Consider the following 19326-nt stretch of genomic DNA (forward strand, 5'->3'; position numbering starts at 1 on the left):
CAAGTACCGCGCAGTGGTAGTTCAGTTGGTTAGAATACCGGCCTGTCACGCCGGGGGTCGCGGGTTCGAGTCCCGTCCACTGCGCCATATTACGAAAACCCGTTAAGTAGTTGATACTTAACGGGTTTTTTCGTTTCTGGATAGCAAATAACCTGTCATATTTCAAAATAATCGTCGTATATTCTTGCTGTGACCCTTTCTGTGACCAGTTTTGCATCATAAATGATTTATTTGAGTTCTTTGTGATTGATATGGTTCGTGCTTGATTGGTTTTGGGTGGTTTTAAGATTGCTTTCAGCTCGTTGAGCTTGTGTTCGAGGTTCTTTAAAGCTGGGTGGTCAGTCACCGCAAGCCGGTAGTCGATTTAATCGCTATATACCTCATTTGCTAAGAACAATTCTATGCTTACAAGGCTAGGATGCTTTTCTATACCTATCTATTAAAGCTGCCTGATTTTTCTGTTTTGATTTGTACCTGACACGCCATGCTTTTCAGATATAAGCATCTTGCTAATTTGGTATGCTGTATGTTTTAGCTAAGCACAACTGCTGTATTGAATAAGCATAGAGATTTGACTTTAGTTCGCTGCAGGTTGTGACCTTATTAGCTCCCTTTTATTATTTTCAAACGCGTTGTGATCAAAATATGAGAAGAAAATTAACAGTACTGGCAGCTGAGCTTCGTATCTTAATTGGATACCTGGGTGAAAAGAGTCAGTGTGACTGGTGGGGAAGTAATTTTTTAGGTCCGCAGAGTAAGATTTTTTTAAGTCACCCTTATCCGCGAACAAGTTTTTTAGCTCAGTATCACGGCGTCTGTGAAGCTGCCTTGCTGGTGCATGATGAATATATTGGTGTCGGTAAAAACTACCACCTGTACAGGCTTCCAGATTCATTAGAGCGCGAAATTGCCAAGGCTGCGCAAGAGCTCGATATGAGCGACAAGCTAAAAAGTACAGATGAAGCTTTTCAAGCTCTTGAGCAATTAATGAGTGGCGTTGTAGAAAAAAATGAAGGGCCTGTGAATGTGGGTACCTTCAGTGATGCAAGTCTAGAAGCTATTTTGAAAGCTGCTGCTAGTCATTACCTTCAAGCTTTTAAAGGAAGTTACAAAAGCTTTCCTTTTATGAGAGAAGATTCATGACAGCAGTGAAGGTAACTCAATACTACACAACACAGCTAGGTGCAGGGCTTGGCTTGGCTGAAGAAACCAAGCTACTACTCACTCTTTATGAGCCAAGCATGACTGTGGCTGAGCTGTATGAGAATGCACTTAGCTCTGGCATGTTCCCTATGGTGACGGCACGCCGGTTGCGGAATATCATTGCTGAGTGCTTCTCACCTCGATATATGAAAACCAACGTGGCGATGTATTTAAAACAGCTCGCCCCAGTCATAACAACCCAAGACTTGAACCAGCTGTTTTTGATCCATACTGCTCAGGCTAATAAAGTACTCCAAGACTTTATAATAGAGGTGTATTGGAGTCGCTACTCAGGTGGCCATGACCAAGTCACCACCGAAGATGCTAGAGACTTTGTGAGCCATGCTGTGCGTGAAGGAAAAACGCAAAAGCCATGGGCTGACTCAGTTATTAAGCGGGTGTCGTCTTACATTATTGGTTGCTGCGCTGACTACAATTTACTGTCATCTGGTCGCTCATCTAAACGCACCATTCAACCTGTACGTATTCAGCCCAATACATCTCTTTACTTAGCCTATTGGTTACACCTGATTGGCCTTGGCGATAATTCGATCATCAATCACGAAACATGGAAGTTGTTTGGCATGGAGCCTGTTGACGTACGTGATGAATTAAAAAAATTAGCAAAAAACAACTGGTTAATTGTGCAGTCTGCAGGAGATGTCACGCGTATTAGCTGGCAGTTCAAAACAATGGAGGAAGTGATTGATGTCATCACTCAACACTGATTTTAGTGAGCTCATGGAGCGCGTGAGAGCTGGTCGTGAATTTGGGCATGCCAGCTTTGAGCCTATTTTCTATTTGATCTTTCATCCACAGCAGATATTACAAGTTAAGCGACAAATGCCAGCATGGTCAGCAAAGTTACGTAATGAAGGCTGGGATGTGCATGTCTTCTCAATGGCTGCGGCTGTACAGGAAGTATTTGATGAAATGCCGGCGTTCATCAAGAAAACGTGGGAGAAGCAAGATGCTGCATCCCCCTTACAGTGGCAAAAAACTAATGGTTCACTGGCTGAAGCCTTAACTAAAAAAAACGCTCTACAAGACAAGCTCGAAGCAAAGCTGACAGAACTTGAAAGCAAACCAAACACAATTTTATTAGTAACTGACGTTGAGGCTCTCCATCCGTATCTTCGTATCGGATCTATGGAAAGCCAGCTGCAAGGCAAGTTCCATGTACCGACTGTGTTTTTTTATCCAGGGATAAGAACTGGAAAGACCCAATTAAAATTTCTCGGGTTTTATCCAGAAGATGGTAACTATCGTTCGGTACATGTTGGCGGTTAATAAACAGCTGGTTTAGCAGAATTTACTTAGGATGAGATGATGGAAATTAAAACCCTATTTGACAGTAACAAAGATATTTACCGCACGATTGAAAAAGTTATTACTTACGGCGTCTCGCAAGAAGAGCGCCTAAAAGCGGAAATTTCTGAGTATGTCGTTACTGAAAGTATTGAAGAGCAATTCGAGAAACTGCTCAGTAGAATGCAGTCAGCAATGGAAGCTGGCGGCCAAAACGAAGTGGGTGTTTGGGTTTCTGGCTTCTACGGCTCAGGTAAGAGTTCTTTTACTAAGTATTTAGGTTTGGCCTTTGATGACAGTATCACAATTGATGGCACACCTTTTATTCAGCACCTTCAAGATCGTTTCAAAAAATCAACGACAAAAGCCTTATTAAATTCTGTCTCAAAACGTTTTCCAGCTGCAGTGCTGATGCTTGACCTTGCCAGTGAGCAACTTGCTGGTGCGACTATGGAAGAAGTATCGACTGTCCTGTATTACAAGGTTCTGCAGTGGGCTGGCTACTCTCGTAATCTTAAGGTTGCAGCGTTTGAAAGAAAGCTCAAAAAAGAGAATCGTCATGATGAGTTTTTACAAGCGTTTAGTGATTATACCGAAGGTCTTGAGTGGGATGATTACCGCAACGATGAGCTCATTGTTGATAGTGTGATTCCTGATATCGCACACCAGATGTATCCAGCACTTTTCAAAACCGCCTCATCTTTTACTACAGAGGCCAGCGAAGTTATCCGCTTTGAAAATGATCGCGTTAAGGAAATGATTGAAATTGCGCGTGAGGCATCAGGTAAAGAGCACATCATCTTTATTATCGATGAAGTGGGACAGTATGTTGGCTCACGAAATAATCTCATCTTAAACTTAGATGGCTTAGCAAAAAACCTAAAAGATATTGGTGACGGCAAAGTCTGGGTGATTGGTACAGCACAACAAACACTCACTGAAGACGACCCTAAAGCGTCACTTAACTCACCTGAGCTATATAAGCTTAAAGACCGCTTTCCAATTCAAATTGATCTTGAAGCAAATGATATTAAAGAAATTTGCTACACCCGCCTGCTCAGTAAGTCACCTGCAGGTGAAAGTACTTTAGGTGAGCTGTTTGATAATCACGGTCAGGCTCTACGCAATCACACCAAGCTTGTAGATGCACGTGCTTATGGCGCTGACTTCGATAAGCAAACCTTTATTAACCTGTACCCCTTCCTGCCGGCACACTTTGATATCTTATTGCATCTACTGGGCGCATTAGCTAAGTCGACAGGTGGTATTGGCTTACGTTCGGCGATTAAAGTTATTCAAGATGTATTGGTTGAAGGTGCTGATGGCACCACGCCGATTGCGAATCAGCCTGTTGGTTGGATAGCCAATACAGTCACATTATTTGATGCACTAAAGAAAGATATCGAGAAGGGATATCCAGCGCTGTACCAGTCAGTCGGTAAAGTTAAGATTCGCTTTTCAGATTCGGAGTTGCATCAAGACATTGCTAAAACTGTCTGTGTTTTGCAAATCCTAGGCAATTTGCCAATCTCTCTGCAAAACGTTACAAGCCTCATGCATGCAGGTATTACAACAGCCTCTAATGCAGAATCTGTTAAGCAAGCTGTTGATGAGCTTATCAATGATGCGATTGTGCCGTTTGGTGAGCAGGACGGTAATCTTGTATTTTTTAGTGAGAAGCTTAACGATATTGAACAAGAGCGCGCCACCATACCTTTACGCCCAATTGAGTTGCGTCGTATTCAAAACGAGAGCTTAAAAGAAGCGTACTCACCTTTACCCTCAACAAGTCTACACGGCTCTCTTTCTGTACAAACAGGCTTAAAGGCACAAGCTTCAGGTGGTGGAGTTCCTGCATCATTATCTGGTGAGCGTAACTCGGTACAAACTATTGTTGAGTTGGTTGACCCTAAAGACTACGAAGCAACTAAGACACGTTTAACCAATGAAAGCCGTGAAAAGACAGCACAACATACTATTTTTGCTTTTGGTCGTACCACGCCAGAGATGGATGACCTTATTAGTGATATTTACCGTTGCCGAGAAATTGCCAATAAATACCGCAATGAACCTGACCAAGAAGTTAAAGAATACTGCGCAGGACAAAGTGAAATTGCTAAGCGCAAGCTCAGTGAGCTAGAACGTTTATTAAAGCGTAGCTTACTGCAAGGCTCTTTCATCTTCCGTGGTGAAGTCACTGCTGTGGAAAGCCTCAATCAAGAGCTCATTGAAGCAGGCCGTAAACACTTAGGTTCTGTGGCGGCGCAGGTGTTTGATCGATACAGCGAAGCACCGATACGCGTAAATACAAACCTAGCTGAAAAAATGCTGAGCATTAACACGTTGTCAGGCATTACCAGTGATATTGATCCACTGGGTTTAGTGCAGCGTACGAGCGGCAGTCCATCAATTAATATTGAGCATAAAGCTATTACCAGTATCCGTGACATCATTGAGCGTCAAGGCTCTATTGATGGAAAACGTCTCAGTGATATTTTCACTGAAGCACCTTACGGTTGGTCACAAGATACCTTGCGTTATTTGATTGCAGCTATGTTGCTAGCAGGCGAAATTAAGCTTAAGTCTGCAGGGCGTGAAATTATAGTCAGAGGACAGCAAGCCATTGATGCTCTCAAAACCAACAACACCTTTAAAAATGTTGGTGTGTCACTGCGTGAAGAGCGTCCGAGTATGGAGGTACTTGCACGTTCAGCTGAGCGTTTAACCGAGCTGAGTGGTGACAGTGTTGTTCCACTGGAAGACGAAATCAGTAAAGCAGCGGTTAAGTTATTACCGACACTGCAATACAAGTATTCATCATTAACTGAAAAACTTAAAAGCCTTGGCTTGGTCGGTGCTGAGCGTGTTGATGTCTTAGCCAGTAATATTAAAGATGTAATTTCCACTGATGGCTCTGACGTATCTGCGCGTTTAGGTGGCGAAGACTCTGACTTTTATAACAGCCTAAAATGGGCCGCTGATTTATTGCTTGCGCTGCAAAATGGACTAGAAGACACACTGCAGGATCTACAAGAGCATCGTAATGGCCTGGCTTCTCTGCCTGATGCGGGCAGTCCTTATCAGTTGAAAACTGAATTGGCTGATCAGCTCAGTGATGTAAATGAGCGCTTAAAACAGAATGATTTTTTCAGATACAGCACAGAGCTTGCCAGTCATTTAACAGCTATTAAAAGTCGTGTGCGTGATACGGCTATAACAATGCAAGCGGAACAAGCTGAGCGTATTAAAGACGCTGAGCAAGACTTAGTAAATGTTGCCGAGTGGCAAGAGCTCACAGTGCCTGAACAGCAGGCTGTTTTTTCAGATTTAGAAAATTTAGCGCTAGTTGTCAGTGAAGATCTGGTTGGCTTACGTCAGTTAGTGAATCAGGAATACAACATTCAGAGTCAGTTAAACGATATCAAGCAACGTATCGTGCGCATGGGTCAGCAGCGTGTAAAAGACAAGCTGATTCAAGAGCAGCAAACAGGTACTGAAGAAGTTAAAAAAATCACCCGCAGTTTAAAAACTCGTGCGCGTATTACTAATATTGGTGACCTGAAAAAGGTAATCGCTCAATTAGAGCTGATGCGCCAAGAGCTGCAGTATGCCCATGAGTTTGAGTTGCTTCTCTCTCTGGACAGTTCAGACAGTGATCCATCCAGTAATGACAAAGCATAAGGGAAAAACTCATGGCATTTGATCAAGCAACTCGCAACCGCTTACAAAGCTTTGTAAGTAGTGCTCGTAACATACTCAGTCAAGAGTTTACCCGCCAATTGCAGGCTGATTATGGGATGGACCCAAAGCAAGGCACAGTAGCTGATCTCAGCACACTTACACACCTGGATAACAGTCAGCGGCAAACTGCTCAGCTATTGCGCGATACTTTAGAGCACTATTTAGCGACCACGCCTGGCAAAAGTGACAAAGAGCGCACTAAGCAGGTTTTAGAACGCATTATACGAGAGCAAGCCTTTACCGTATTAAACCGTTTGGCTGCGCTGCGTATGGCTGAGGCTCGTGAGTTTTTAATTGAATCCATCGGTAAAAGCCAAAGCTCGAAAGGTTTTCAGCTCTATCGTCAGCTAGCTGGAACCAGCCATGGCGAAACAGGTGATGCGTATCGTAATTATCTGTTCAGTTTGTTTGATGAGTTTAGTGTTGATTTAGCAGTGCTATTTGATCGCCACAGTATCCAAGGTCGTTTATTCCCAAGGGAATCTGCTTTACTAGAACTGCTAGCTGAAATTAACCATCAAGAAATTGATGCGCTATGGTCTGAAGACGAAACCATTGGTTGGGTTTATCAGTTTTGGAATGGTCGCGATGAAATTGACAGCATGCGTTCTGCTTCTCGCGCACCTAGAACCAGCCGTGAAATGGCTGTACGTAATCAGTTCTTTACCCCGCGTTATGTTGTTGAGTTTTTAACTGATAACACCTTAGGGCGTATTTGGTATGAAATGACTCAGGGCAAGACTGCGCTGGTTGATAGCTGCAGTTATTTAGTACGTCGCCGTACTGAAGTTTTTTTACAGCCTGGTGAGCAAGCACCAGATACTGAAAACACTGAAGAGGAGGCTTTAAGCCAAGAAGAATTACTACAGCAGCCGGTTTATATTCCACACCGTAAACTGAAAGATCCACGCAGTATTCGCATGCTTGATCCTGCATGTGGCTCTATGCACTTTGGTTTATATGCGTTTGATTTATTTGAACAGATTTATTTAGAAGCTTGGCAGTTAGAGCAAGAGCTTGGTTCCGATGCTTTTCAACGCGAAGCCAATCAACAAACATTGCAGGCAAGCTTTAGCAGCTTAGATGAATTTAGAGCTCAAATACCTAAGTTGATTATTGAGAACAATATTCACGGCGTGGATATTGATCCTCGAGCAGTGCAAATTGCAGGTTTAAGTTTATGGCAGCGTGCGCAGCGTGCGTGGCAGTTGCTAGAAATAAAACCACAGCAACGCCCTATAATTGTTAAGTCTAATATCGTCTGTGCTGAGCCGATGCCAGGTGATAAGGCATTATTACAAGAGTTCACTAGAAAGCTTAATCCGCCAGTTCTAGGGCAATTACTCGAAGTGATTTTTGATAAAATGCAACTGGCTGGCGAAGCCGGTACCTTGTTGAAAATTGAAGAAGAACTGCAGATTACAATTAAAAATGCACGTAATCAGTGGCAGCAGCAATCTGGCCATAATAGCGTTAGCGATATGTTTCAAACTGAATTAGACGCTGCTACTCCGCAAAAGAAATTAGGGTTTGATTTGCGCGGTATTGATGATGCTACTTTTTGGGATGATGCTGAGCATTTGATCTTGATGTCTTTAAGTAGCTACGCGGACAGTGCTGAGTCAAATTCTGATCAAAAGCGTTTATTTGCCGAAGATGCTGCTAAGGGTTTTGCCTTTATTGATTTATGTCGGAAACAATTTGACGTTCTCTTGATGAATCCTCCATTTGGAGAACCGTCAGCGAATTCGAAAAAATATATTGAAAGTACCTATCCGCGAACCAAGGGTGATGTTCTTTCAAACTTTATTGAAAGAGCGGTTGAAATAACTGGAGAAATAGGTCTTGTAGGCGCTATTACCAGCAGAACATGCTTATTTCTATCAACCATGGCGGGCTTAAGAGAAGAAGTGCTTGGTATTAATGCAGAGATTAATTTATGTGCTGATCTTGGTGACGGTGTTCTTGATGCGATGGTCGAAACTGCAGCTTATACAATATCTAAATCTTGTGAGAACTCACAGTTTTACCGTCTAGTGGTTGATGAGGATAAAGAAAGCAAACTATTAGAGCTGTGCCGTGGCCAGTTTGTTAAAAATACGAGTTTTAACGTTAACCCTAAAAGTTTCCGAAAGCTAGAAAACTCCCCCTATTGTTATTGGGCTGATTCTGATGTTGTAAGCAAAATTGCACTTCCTGGTATTGAGCCTTCAGCAGCTGTTGTGAAGGTTGGCTTACAAACAGGTGATGATTTTAGGTTTCTTAGAAATTTTTGGGAGGTTCCTCAGGGCTCCATAAATAGCAGATGGTATTTTTATTCTAAAACCGAAAAAGCAATAGCATGGCACTCACCAATTAACTTGTTGGTTGGATGGGATAGTGATGGTTATGAATTAAAAGGTTTTACTGATGAGAAAGGTAAACTTAGATCACGGCCGCAGAATTTAGAGTCTTATTTTCAGCCCGGCTTTAGCTATATGTTGCGATCTTCTCGTTTGGTACCATATATCGTACCTAAGGGTTGTATACCTACGGCAGGGCGCTCACAGGTGTTTCCTGAGGAAGGTAAAGAAGTTGAAGTGCTCGCTATTTGTGCTTCCAATATAGGCAGTGCAATTGCTCGGTTTAGAGGCGAAAAATTTGGATGGCCAAAGTTTCAGGCTGGAATGGTTCAGCAATTGCCTTACATAGAGCTTAGCGATGACGTTAAACGGTCTGCTGAAAATACTATGCTTGATGCCATCAAATCAGCAAAAAATTACTATTCAGTTGATGAAACAACTTTGGATTACATAGGGTCTCCAGAGCTATCTATTAAAGTTCAACCAAAAACCAATTTCACTACTCTACTTGGTCATGATAATGAAATTGCTCTAGCGCAATGTTATGGCCTGACAGTGGAAGAGTATGAAGAGCTGCAGCTAGACTTACAGCAAGCGGTATCTTTAAGGAAAGTTCATGAAGACACTGAAGAGTCTGAGCTTGAGGTGCAAGCGGCTAAAAGGCACTTATCGTGGTTAATTGGTTGTGCTTTTGGACGTTGGAAAGACCAAGCTCAGTCAGTGCAGTCGGATGATATTTATGCGGAATTACCAGAACAGCCGCCTGCATTCAATCGGGCAGGTCCGCAAAGCACCCTTGAACAGACAGGTGTTGCTGACCTTGATTTTTTAATTCAAGCAATTAATGCAATAGCAGATCCTGATTTATCAGAAAAATGCTTGGCATTAGTGGGTGCAAATAGCTGGGAAAATTACTTAAGCAAGACTTCTCAGTTTTTTTCAGCTCACTACGATCAGTACTCACAAAACAGACGCTATACACCTATTTATTGGTCTTTGCAGAGCGCTTCAGGCTCTTACACACTTTGGGTTTATTACCACCACCTAAATAAGCAGACACTTTATACTTGTGTTAATGACTTTCTTGACGGGCCTACTGGAAAGCTTACACAAGTTGAGCAAGATCTTAATACGCTAAAAAATCTTACTACGCGCAGCACCCAAGAAGAAAAAGACCTTACACAGCTAACTGATTTAGCTGCTGAACTCAAAGACTTCCGCGATGAGTTATTGCGTCTCGCAAAATTCTGGAAACCGAATTTAAATGATGGCGTGCAAATTACCGCTGCACCGCTATGGAAGCTGTTCCAACACAAAGCTTGGCAAAAAAAGCTAAAAGATACATGGGAAAAGCTAGAGGAAGGTGACTACGACTGGGCTCATTTAGCCTGCAGTATTTGGCCTGAACGTGTGCTACGCAAATGCCATCAAGATCGCAGCCTTGCTATTGCCCATGACGTTGAAGATATATTTTGGCATGAAGCTGAAGTGCCGGTTAAGCGTGGTGCAAAACTCACTGGCGAAATGAAAACTGAGTGGCAGCCAAAAAGCTTAACCGCAGCCGAGTTGACTGAGTTAATAAATCAAACCATAACTGAACTCAAGTAAATAGCTATAAAGAGCCTTGCCGCTGATGAAGCGCTGCAAGGCATGTTATTCATCATCTTTGTAGTTATGTGAACTACAAGTGGAGCAATGCAGCGAATGAGCATTCAGCAATTCATACAAGAGCACATATTTACACCGCGCTTAAATGAAAGCCAGGTATTGGTCGCTTACGATCCAGAACAGCGCTATCGTGATATTTGCTTAGCTATGGCGACCGAAAAGCGTGTGGTTGTTGATGCAACTGAATCCAGTATTCACAGCCGTGCTGCAGCAGTTGCTGCCCTTGGGCAATTAGGCCGCAATGAAATTGAACAATTGCTGGTGTACGTGCCGGCGCCTAAACCAATAGAAGACGAAGAAAAACAAGTCGATCCTTTTTCGTTCTATGGCGAGTGTGGCGCTGTATTCCCTCTGGGGGACGGCGATAACTATATGACGTTGTGCTTAAGAGCTAAGCCTGACCATACGACCCAGATTCGTGCTGTGTTTGATGATAATCCTAATCCAGATTTCGCAGTTATAAACGCCATTGGTGGTGGCCTAAACTGGCCCAATTTGCGTGCACAGCTTGATGTCGAATCGACACGAGATATTATTTTTGCGTTATTAGCTCCCAGTGCTATGCAGCAAGCAGCATTAAAAGAATCTGACTCTTGGGTTGCTGAAGCCAAAGAGTTATTTAAGGTCAGTATCGGTCTTGTCTTAAAAACACGAGGTAAAACCTGGTCTGCCATTGCTGATGAGTTATGGCGTTTTGTGTTGTTCAGTGAGTTTGCTTTTGACTTGCCTGGGGGATTGCCTGCCGATCTATTAGATGTGCCACGCGCCAGTGATGCAGCGCAGCCATTGATTGAAGATATTTGCGAGCGTTTACGTACGGATAGTCGCAGGCGTGATACCTATATAGAACGTGCAGAAGCGATAGAAATAGAGCTAAACCTAAAAGACAGCTGCAGTCATCTGACGGATCTAGGTACGCGCGATACCTTTCCTTTTGAAGAGCGTACTTTTTTACTGCAGGCCATGGATGCTTTGCAGCGCGGTGATACCGACAAGGTGCGTTTGATTTTATCGAACCATGCTCAGTCTGTATGGACAGGTAAAGGTGAAAGCCAGTCGCAGTGGGATTTACTACGCTCTGCTTTAGCATTAGTCGAATCCTGTGAAGATCATGAGCGCATCCTTTCAGACCATACCCAGAGTATGGAAAAGCTTATTGATTTTTATGTTATGCAATTGCGTGAAGTGGATCGCTTGCACCGCGAGTTTGAACAAGCGGTGAGTGACTACGACTGGCAAGATACTCAAGGTTTGATGAAACCATTGCAGCAGCAAGCACGTAAACAGTACGGCAAGCTGATGGAAAAGGTGCAAGGTATATTTACCAAGCACCTTGAGCACAGTGGTTGGCCGTTAGCGAGTAAGTGCGCTAATACTGAAGTGTTTGATCAGTTGGTAGCACCTAAGCTGATGCAGAGCGGCAACAAAGTTGCCTACTTGATGGTTGATGCATTGCGTTATGAGTTAGGAGTTGCTTTGGCGCAGCAGTTAGAAGATGAAGGCAAAGTAAAACTGTCTGTTGCACTGGCTCAGTTACCAAGTATCACATTGGTGGGTATGGCCAGCTTGTTACCTGGTGCGAGTACCGATTTTCGCTTGGTTAAAAAAGCCAATAAGTTTGTACCCTATATAAAAGATCAAGAAGTCGAGACTGTTGCACAGCGTATGGATTTGGTACGCAAGCGCTATGGTCAACGCTTCCAAGAAGGTCGTCTTGAGGAGTTTGTGCGTAATCGTTTTGATGTCGAAGCTGATGTTGAGCTGTTTATCCTGCGCTCAGTAGAGATTGATAGCCATTTTGAAAATCATCCTGATACCGCACCAACTGAAATCATTAACGCATTAAAACGTATTCGTGTCGCTATTCATAAATTGAAAGATGCTGGGTTTCATGAGGTTGTTATCGTCACTGACCATGGCTTCTTTATGAATACCCATGCTGCTGCGGGTGATACTTGCAGTAAGCCTCAGGGCGATTGGAATAATGTGCATGAGCGTTGCTTACTAGGAGAGGGAGATAGTGATAATAATCACTACAAACTTTCCTGTGAGAAGGCAGGTATACGCGGTGACTTTGCAACATTGGCTGGGCCTTTATCCTTAGCGTCGTATAAATCAGGCATGCTGTATTACCATGGTGGTGCATCGCTGCAAGAATGTGTCGTACCTGTTATTACCCTCGAGTTAGCAGCAGCTAAGCAAGCGCCAATAGAACAAGCTAGTGTGGTATTAAATTATAAAAATGGTGCTAAACGCATCACAACGCGCTTACCTGTTCTGGATATATCACTTGAAAGCCAAGATATGTTCTCGGTGGGAAGCGATTTTGAAATACTGCTTGAAGCACATGATAAGAATGGCAATGTCGTGGGTGAAGCTAAGCACGGTGGTGTAGTAAACCCAGCAACAGGAACAATTGTTCTCAAGCCTGGCGATACCACAAAAATCACACTTAGAATGCAGCTTGAGTTTGAAGGTAAATTTAAAGTGAAGGCATTAAACCCGTCGACGATGGCTATTTTCTGCCAGCTCGATTTAGAAACAGATTATACGGTGTAGTGTATGGACGCTTTAGATACGAAGTTAAACGACTTGTTTGATGGCAAGGTTGTCAGAAAAGACTTAGTGCATAGGATTAAGAAAGGAACCAACGTTCCAACATTTGTACTTGAGTTTTTGTTGGCTCGCTACTGCGCCAGTGATGATGAGGCTGAAATTCAGGCTGGCATGGAAGCCGTGCTTGAGACGCTGCATGATAACTATGTCCGCCCTAATGAGGCGAACAAGGCGCAGTCTAAAGTTGCCACTAAAGGCAAGTACCGCTTTATAGATAAAGTACACGTCAACTACAACGAGAAAGATCGTCGACATTGGGCAGCACTAGAGAACTTTGACTCTAGAAAAGTGGCCATCAGTGAAAAATTCTATCGTGATCATGATCGACTGTTACAAGGTGGACTGTGGGCTGAAGTGACTATTGCTTACAACGAAATAGAAGATGATGATTACGCTTTCTATATCGAAGACTTACGTCCTATTCAGCTCAGCCGATTTGACTTTGATCAGTACTGTGAAGCTCGCCAGGAATGCACCCGTGATGAGTGGCTGAGCTTTATTTTGCGCACCGTTGGGCTTGAGCCAAGTAAGCTCAGCCCGCGACTCAAAATGCACTTTATCGCACGTCTACTGCCCCTTGTGGAGCCAAACTTTAACTTTATTGAGTTGGGGCCACGCGGTACGGGTAAGTCATACTTCTTTAGTGAGTTCTCTCCGTATTCCACATTGATCAGTGGCGGCCAAGCGACCAGCGCAACGCTTTTTTACAATAATCAACGTCGAAAAATTGGCCTGGTTGGTTTCTGGGATGTGGTTGCGTTTGATGAGGTTGCTGGTATCAAGGTTAAAGATCCAGACACCATTCAGATCATGAAAGACTTTATGGCGAACGGTCGCTTCTCTCGTGGTGTAGAAGTCATTGCTGATGCGTCCATGGCATTTGTCGGCAACTTGGATTTATCAGTTTCACAAATTGTAAACTCGGAAGTTTATGACTTATTCCAGCCGCTGCCTAAAGCCTTTGACCTTGCCATAATGGACAGATTTGCTTGCTACTTACCCGGCTGGGAAATGCCGAAAAATAGCAGTGAGTTTTTAACTGATAATTACGGTTTTATTACCGATTATCTTGCTGAGGCATTCCATTACCAGCTTAAGCAAACCAACCGTTACGAAGAAGTCAGTCAGCGCATTAAGCTTGGAAATGCAGTTGAAGGGCGTGATGAGAAAGGTATCAAGAAGACTGTGGCTGCTTTCTTGAAGATATTGCACCCAAGTACTGCGCCAACCGATGAAGAGTTTGAAGAGTATGTGGTCTACGCGATAGAAGCTCGCCGCCGCGTCAAAGAGCAAATGAATAAACGCAAGTCAGATGATGAGTTCGCCAAAATTAATTTGTCTTACTTTGATGCTACGGGTAATGAAATAGTTGTGTATTGCCCTGAGTCGAAAGCTGCAGATGCGACTCAAGATCCACAACGAAAAAATATCCATGCTGATGACGATTCAACTCCATCTGCAGCGCGAGCTGTTATTGATACCCCACGTATTGTTGCATCTGTTGCAGCAGCTAAGGTTGACGTTGCTGCTGTAACTGGCACTACTGAGCCTATTATTGAAGAACTGACTGAGCAGCACTTTACGATTCACTACGGTGCGACTGGGCATAGCTACGAGACAATTTTCAGCCCTTACCTTGAGGGTGCAAAATCAATTGAAATCGAAGACCCTTATATTCGTGTAACTCACCAAATACAAAACTTTGTACGCTTTTGTGAGGCAGTAATTAAGACACCAAGCATCAGAAGAATCAGTTTGATTACCAGCTATGACGACGAAACTGACGTGAAGGAAATGTCAGAGCGGCTCAGCGAGCTTAAGCAAAGTCTGCTTGAAATGGATATTGCACTGGAAATAACAGTGAACGAGCACATGCATGATCGCGAGGTGAGAGTCGATAATGGTTGGACGATTAAAATTGGCCGGGGCTTAGACTTCTTTCAAAAACCTGATAGCTGGTTTGGCGTTGGAACAAATGATCTAACGCTTAGGAAGTGCCTAGAAACCAAGGTGGATATTTTTAAGAGGTAGGGCTGACTGAGTGAAGATTGCGCGTGCAGTGCAGTCCCCAGTTATTAAAGAACTGAGGACGAGATGCTATCGGTCATCGGGTTATCCGATTGTGCACTCGATGTCCCTTATAGCGCATCCATATAGTCGCGAATAGAGGTTAAAACTCGTTTTGTGTTTTCAGCGTATTCTGTCCGCACTTCAAGTTTTTTGTCTAGAATGCCCTCTACTCCTTGGACTTCCTTCCTCGGCTCCTTTGTTCTAATGTCTTCCGCAGGGATTGCGCAAGCGAAATAATCAGGAAACTGTTTATTCAGATATTCAACTTCCTGTAGTTTATCGCCATCAAGAACTGCGGCTACTTTCTTGAAACCTAGATCATTCAGAATACGGCAGAGGTGTCTGATATTTCCTGCACCTCCGACCCCCCAACCAAAAAAATGTCCTGCAACCTTTTCTTGTAATTGCTCTGCGATTCGAGGCAAAAGAAGTACGTCTTCTTGCCCCTCAGTAAGAATTATCCCTTCTTCCTGAAAAAACAGCTCGCGTGCATCTAAACCAAAGACGTGTGGGTTATATAAGTTACCTTGAGACAGCGCATTAATAGCAGAAACAGATTCTGTACCTAGCGCATACGCTTTAGTACCTTCAATACCAGAGACGATACGCACTAGTTTGGCACCACCCTGGATTGCTTTTAAGTCAACAAAGTATGGTGAGTGGGTTGAAATCACTATTTGTCGATCACGTGAAAGACGGAGCAAAAGGCCTGCTAGACGCTTTTGAAGAGTAGGGTGTAGCGACAGTTCTGGCTCATCTATTACGACTATATCGCTTGGGCTTGAGTCATACAAAGAATCTATAATCGCAAATATGCTTACTATACCCTCGCCCATTCCATCGCTGGAATGTGAATGGTTTGACGAGAAGAACTTCAGAAAGTAATTTCCTTCTTCAGACTGATCAATAGACCATTCTGGCTTGAACCCCAGCACTTCTTCCACTAACTTATTAAAAGCATGGGATGTATCTTGGTCACGCAATATGTTAAATAAGCGGGATTCGAAGCCACTCAGGATAGCGCTTCGCTGAGATGGAAGACCGAAATTTCGGATATGTTCTTCGCGCGTATTAATGGCCCTACCGAAATAGGGGTTAAAAGCTCTTCTGGATGGTAGGACAAAGATATTGGCTTGTGATTGAACACCGTTCACAGACGCTTCGCTACTGCCTTTGCGAATTGACTTGATTGACTCTGCCTGTCCATCGAAGACGTATGTGATATCAACTCGATCTACAGATGCGTTGCGGACTCCTGCAGAAAAACTGGGGGTTTGGTACCCGCTACGTGCCCGCATGCATTCAAGGATAGATGATTTTCCGGCATTATTAGGGCCAGTAAGCACAGTAAGCCCGCTGCCTGGAGTTTTTCCGTCAGGAATAGCGAAGTCAATATGTGCCTTTTTCTTGAAGCCGCGATAACCAATTATCTCGATAGATTCTAAGGCCATTTATACATTCCTATGAATTTTGTTGTCCAAGTTACTTGGCCGAGTCTTGAACAATAGTCCAACGCTCGGCTTTAAGGTGTGCCAAAGCGCAGCGTAAGCACGTCAGGCAATATCTACTTGCGTACGCACAGCGTGGGTGGGTATGAGCTAATGAGGTGAAAGCCCTCTGCAGCAAACTCGCCTTCTTAGCCGTTTATGATTGTTGTTAGATGTGTGCTGCAGCTGATTGCAAAGTTGTTTTAGGCTACCAAGCGTCAACTATCTTGGCTTTGTTCTTCTTCTTTTTCCTCCTCCTCCTCCTCCTCATCAGGAATGTACTGCAGTAATTCTCCTGGTTCACATTCAAAATACTTACACAGCGCATTAATAGTCTCTGTCGTACAGGCATAGCCAGGAGTGTTAGCTATGCGTGTCAAAGTCGCACGACTGATTCCAGTCTGCTTACTGACCTCTGCAAGAGTGATTTTTCTTTTCTCTTTAAATGATTTGTTATCCAGTTGCTGGACAAGAAGCACTCTGATCATGGGCTTATCTGTGATTGAAATGAGTCTGCATTGTAGCAAAGGCCTCATAAAAGATGCAAAAAGATCTTGACTTGCCTTTTTTGTGATGTATTCTAATCACAAATGACGCAAATCAATCGCAAAGGAGTATTTGTCATGACGACTTACTTGACTACAGAAGAGCTTTCGCAGCGTATTAAATACGATACTCGCACTATTCGGCAGTGTTTGATGAACGCTGTTTTATTTGAAGGCGTTCACTACATTCGCCCTTTTGGCGGTCGAAAAATCTTATTCATTTGGGAGCAGGTCGAGGAAACGATGCTGCATGGCGCTTCAGCTAACGATTTAATCAATATGATGGAGGGGTAAGCCATGGCTACTGTTAATAGCCGTGACGGCAAACTGTATATAGATTTTCGTTATCGTGGCATTCGTTGTCGTGAGCAAACGCGTGTTGCAGATACGCCTGCAAACCGGGCGCGACTCGAGCGGCTACTTCTCATGATTGATGGGCAGATTAAAAAGGGCACTTTTAATTATGCTCATCACTTTCCTTGCAGCCCGCGTGTTGCTCAATTTGAAAAATTAGCTGATGCCGAGCGTACTGCAGGGATAAGTGGCAGTACGAAATTATTCTCATCTTTTGCTGAGCGGTGGCTCTCTGAGAAAAAGGTGGAGTGGCGTGAGAGTCAGATTGAAACAGTTGAAGGCATTTTTAATGTGCACCTCTTGCCTAAATTTGGCGCATTACAGGTCTCTGAGATTAGTAAAAGTCAGATTTTAGGCTTCAGGAAAGGACTGCATGAGCCTGATATTTTAAAAGGCCGCAAACTGTCACCCTCTAGAATTAATCACATCATGACCTACTTGCGGATGGTATTGAATGATGCTGCAGAGCGCTTCAAATACGAGTCCCAGTGGAAGAATATCAAGGCTATTCCTATACCGCGCTCTGAGGTCAAACCGTTTAGTTTGACTGAGATTATGCGCATGCTTAAGGCTGTGCGAGAAGACTATAAACCGTATTACACCGTGCGTTTTTTTACAGGTCTTCGCACGGGTGAGATTGATGGTTTGCCTTGGAAGAATGTTGATTTTGAACGCCGGGTCATACACGTCCATCAGGCTCTTGTGCGAGGCTCGATTGGACCAACTAAAAACAGCAGCTCATATCGCACACTGATGATGACTGATTCAGTTTATGAGGCAATGAAAGAACAATGGACCTTGACTGGGCATCGCAGTGAGTTTGTCTTTTGCGGACGTAATGGCCAGCCTTTAGATTATCGTAATGTTGCTAACCGGGTTTGGTATCCCTTGCTGAATTACTTATCTATGGAGCGGCGCAACCCTTATCAGACACGACACACAGCAGCTACTTTATGGCTTGCCGCAGGTGAAGCGCCTGAGTGGATTGCGCGTCAATTAGGACACTCCAATACGGGCATGTTGTTCAAGGTTTACTCGCGATACATACCAAATTTACGTGGCCGTGATGGTGCCGCATTTGAGCGTTTACTGGAGGCAGCAGATGAGTAAAAAAACACAGCATATTCTGGCATGGGTATTGAAAGTGAGTGAAGATGGTACGACAGAAACTTGGACTCTATCGAACTCTAAAGTAAATATGTTCATCACAGCTAATAAAGGTGCGATGAGCCATGTGAATGAAAATGGAGCCCTGGCTAATATTGATTTTTGTAATGGGAAGTTGGTTGGTAAGCCAATAATTGTTGACCCTCATATCACCGCAGGGTTTGCATATAAACAGTTTCAGATGGTTATGCCTGGTCATGAGGAAAGGCTGCGAGTAATGTGGACCTTGCTAGGGTTGATTGAAGACCCTGCGCTTAAGGCTTTTTATTGGTCAGTGTTAAGTGACGATAAAATTATGAGTAAATTTTATCGGGCAAAAGCTAGCGAGAGCCATCATCACTGCCATGAAGGCGGATTGTTTGAGCATAGTGTTGATGTTGCTACTGCCGCAGTTTTACATGCCCGTCAAAATGGTTTGGGAGATCGTACTGCTAATATTGCTTTTGTTTCTGGGATATTGCATGACATCGGAAAAATTGAGATGTACTACAACAACCCAGGTGCAAAAAAAGCAGAGGGTTGCCAGCATGAGGCTTTAAGTTTTATGGTTTTATCTGAGCAGTTGGAGGCATTAAAAGCAGCGGACGCTGTATTGTTTGATGCTATCTCCAGCACACTAACGGCCAAGATGGGTAGCTCGCGCAATGAGTACTTGTCAGAAACTATTGTGCGTATGTGCGATAGAATTTCAGCAGATGCGCATCGGACTCGTCAGGTTTTTGCAGGTAAACCTGCACACTATTGGTATGTGCGTTCAGCTCGAGATAAGCGAGTTTTTAAACGTCTTGATGAGGCGTAATGGCTACTAAAAGGGCATGGATGCGC

Annotated in this window: 12 protein-coding genes and 1 tRNA gene; 11 read left to right on the forward strand and 2 right to left on the reverse strand. The window is 43.6% G+C overall.

Annotated features, from left to right (window positions below):
* The first annotated feature begins 10 nt into the window (after window positions 1-10).
* The 8 genes from O6P33_RS05130 (at window position 11) to brxL (ending at window position 14909) form a co-directional block, all read left to right on the forward strand.
* Window positions 11-87 (forward strand) — tRNA-Asp (locus O6P33_RS05130).
* Between the two features lie 507 nt (window positions 88-594).
* The gene (locus tag O6P33_RS05135) at window positions 595-1143 is read left to right on the forward strand and encodes a BrxE family protein (protein WP_269819141.1); all 549 of its coding nucleotides are present in this window, start codon (window positions 595-597) and stop codon (window positions 1141-1143) included.
* Complete coding sequence (locus O6P33_RS05140; RefSeq protein ID WP_269819142.1) at window positions 1140-1931, forward strand: BrxA family protein; 792 nt, start codon at window positions 1140-1142, stop codon at window positions 1929-1931. The genes O6P33_RS05135 and O6P33_RS05140 overlap by 4 nt, the downstream gene beginning before the upstream one ends.
* Window positions 1912-2493 carry a BREX protein BrxB domain-containing protein gene (locus O6P33_RS05145; protein ID WP_269819143.1) on the forward strand — a complete coding sequence of 194 codons (582 nt, stop codon included), beginning with the start codon at window positions 1912-1914 and terminating at the stop codon, window positions 2491-2493. Before O6P33_RS05140 ends, O6P33_RS05145 begins: the two co-directional genes overlap by 20 nt.
* 39 nt (window positions 2494-2532) lie before the next feature.
* Window positions 2533-6192: a BREX system P-loop protein BrxC gene (gene brxC / locus O6P33_RS05150; protein WP_269819144.1), complete on the forward strand. Its 3660-nt coding sequence runs from the start codon at window positions 2533-2535 to the stop codon at window positions 6190-6192.
* Between the two features lie 11 nt (window positions 6193-6203).
* Window positions 6204-10202: a BREX-1 system adenine-specific DNA-methyltransferase PglX gene (pglX, locus tag O6P33_RS05155; protein WP_269819145.1), complete on the forward strand. Its 3999-nt coding sequence runs from the start codon at window positions 6204-6206 to the stop codon at window positions 10200-10202.
* Window positions 10203-10298: 96 nt separating this feature from the next.
* Window positions 10299-12821, forward strand: coding sequence for a PglZ domain-containing protein (locus O6P33_RS05160; protein WP_269819146.1), 2523 nt, complete (start codon window positions 10299-10301; stop codon window positions 12819-12821).
* Between the two features lie 3 nt (window positions 12822-12824).
* Complete coding sequence (brxL, locus tag O6P33_RS05165; RefSeq protein ID WP_269819147.1) at window positions 12825-14909, forward strand: BREX system Lon protease-like protein BrxL; 2085 nt, start codon at window positions 12825-12827, stop codon at window positions 14907-14909.
* A 107-nt stretch (window positions 14910-15016) separates the two neighbouring features.
* Here brxL and O6P33_RS05170 read toward each other — a convergent pair whose 3' ends face one another.
* Window positions 15017-16399 carry an ATP-dependent nuclease gene (locus tag O6P33_RS05170; RefSeq protein ID WP_269819148.1) on the reverse strand — a complete coding sequence of 461 codons (1383 nt, stop codon included), beginning with the start codon at window positions 16397-16399 and terminating at the stop codon, window positions 15017-15019.
* A gap of 254 nt (window positions 16400-16653) precedes the next feature.
* Window positions 16654-16923, reverse strand: a complete 270-nt coding sequence (locus O6P33_RS05175; protein WP_269819149.1) for a helix-turn-helix domain-containing protein — start codon at window positions 16921-16923, stop codon at window positions 16654-16656.
* Window positions 16924-17058: 135 nt separating this feature from the next.
* Between O6P33_RS05175 and O6P33_RS05180 the strand changes: the two genes are divergently transcribed.
* From O6P33_RS05180 to O6P33_RS05190, 3 genes are read left to right on the forward strand one after another with little or no spacing between them, the layout of a single operon-like run.
* Window positions 17059-17274, forward strand: a complete 216-nt coding sequence (locus O6P33_RS05180; protein WP_053103477.1) for a hypothetical protein — start codon at window positions 17059-17061, stop codon at window positions 17272-17274.
* A 3-nt stretch (window positions 17275-17277) separates the two neighbouring features.
* Window positions 17278-18444, forward strand: coding sequence for a site-specific integrase (locus tag O6P33_RS05185; RefSeq protein WP_053103478.1), 1167 nt, complete (start codon window positions 17278-17280; stop codon window positions 18442-18444).
* Complete coding sequence (locus O6P33_RS05190) at window positions 18437-19300, forward strand: HD domain-containing protein (protein ID WP_053103479.1); 864 nt, start codon at window positions 18437-18439, stop codon at window positions 19298-19300. The genes O6P33_RS05185 and O6P33_RS05190 overlap by 8 nt, the downstream gene beginning before the upstream one ends.
* The last annotated feature ends 26 nt before the right edge of the window (window positions 19301-19326 follow it).

The sequence above is a fragment of the Denitrificimonas caeni genome (assembly GCF_027498055.1).
Lineage (GTDB): Bacteria > Pseudomonadota > Gammaproteobacteria > Pseudomonadales > Pseudomonadaceae > Denitrificimonas.

What these genes read in the sequence shown, in the direction of transcription:
- O6P33_RS05140 (WP_269819142.1), top strand. Translation starts at nt 1,140, where the DNA reads ATGACAGCAGTGAAGGTAACTCAATACTACACAACACAGCTAGGTGCA.
- O6P33_RS05145 (WP_269819143.1), top strand. Translation starts at nt 1,912, where the DNA reads ATGTCATCACTCAACACTGATTTTAGTGAGCTCATGGAGCGCGTGAGA.
- brxC (WP_269819144.1), top strand. Translation starts at nt 2,533, where the DNA reads ATGGAAATTAAAACCCTATTTGACAGTAACAAAGATATTTACCGCACG.
- brxL (WP_269819147.1), top strand. Translation starts at nt 12,825, where the DNA reads ATGGACGCTTTAGATACGAAGTTAAACGACTTGTTTGATGGCAAGGTT.
- pglX (WP_269819145.1), top strand. Translation starts at nt 6,204, where the DNA reads ATGGCATTTGATCAAGCAACTCGCAACCGCTTACAAAGCTTTGTAAGT.
- O6P33_RS05175 (WP_269819149.1), bottom strand. Translation starts at nt 16,923, where the DNA reads ATGATCAGAGTGCTTCTTGTCCAGCAACTGGATAACAAATCATTTAAA.
- O6P33_RS05185 (WP_053103478.1), top strand. Translation starts at nt 17,278, where the DNA reads ATGGCTACTGTTAATAGCCGTGACGGCAAACTGTATATAGATTTTCGT.
- O6P33_RS05190 (WP_053103479.1), top strand. Translation starts at nt 18,437, where the DNA reads ATGAGTAAAAAAACACAGCATATTCTGGCATGGGTATTGAAAGTGAGT.
- O6P33_RS05180 (WP_053103477.1), top strand. Translation starts at nt 17,059, where the DNA reads ATGACGACTTACTTGACTACAGAAGAGCTTTCGCAGCGTATTAAATAC.
- O6P33_RS05160 (WP_269819146.1), top strand. Translation starts at nt 10,299, where the DNA reads ATGAGCATTCAGCAATTCATACAAGAGCACATATTTACACCGCGCTTA.
- O6P33_RS05170 (WP_269819148.1), bottom strand. Translation starts at nt 16,399, where the DNA reads ATGGCCTTAGAATCTATCGAGATAATTGGTTATCGCGGCTTCAAGAAA.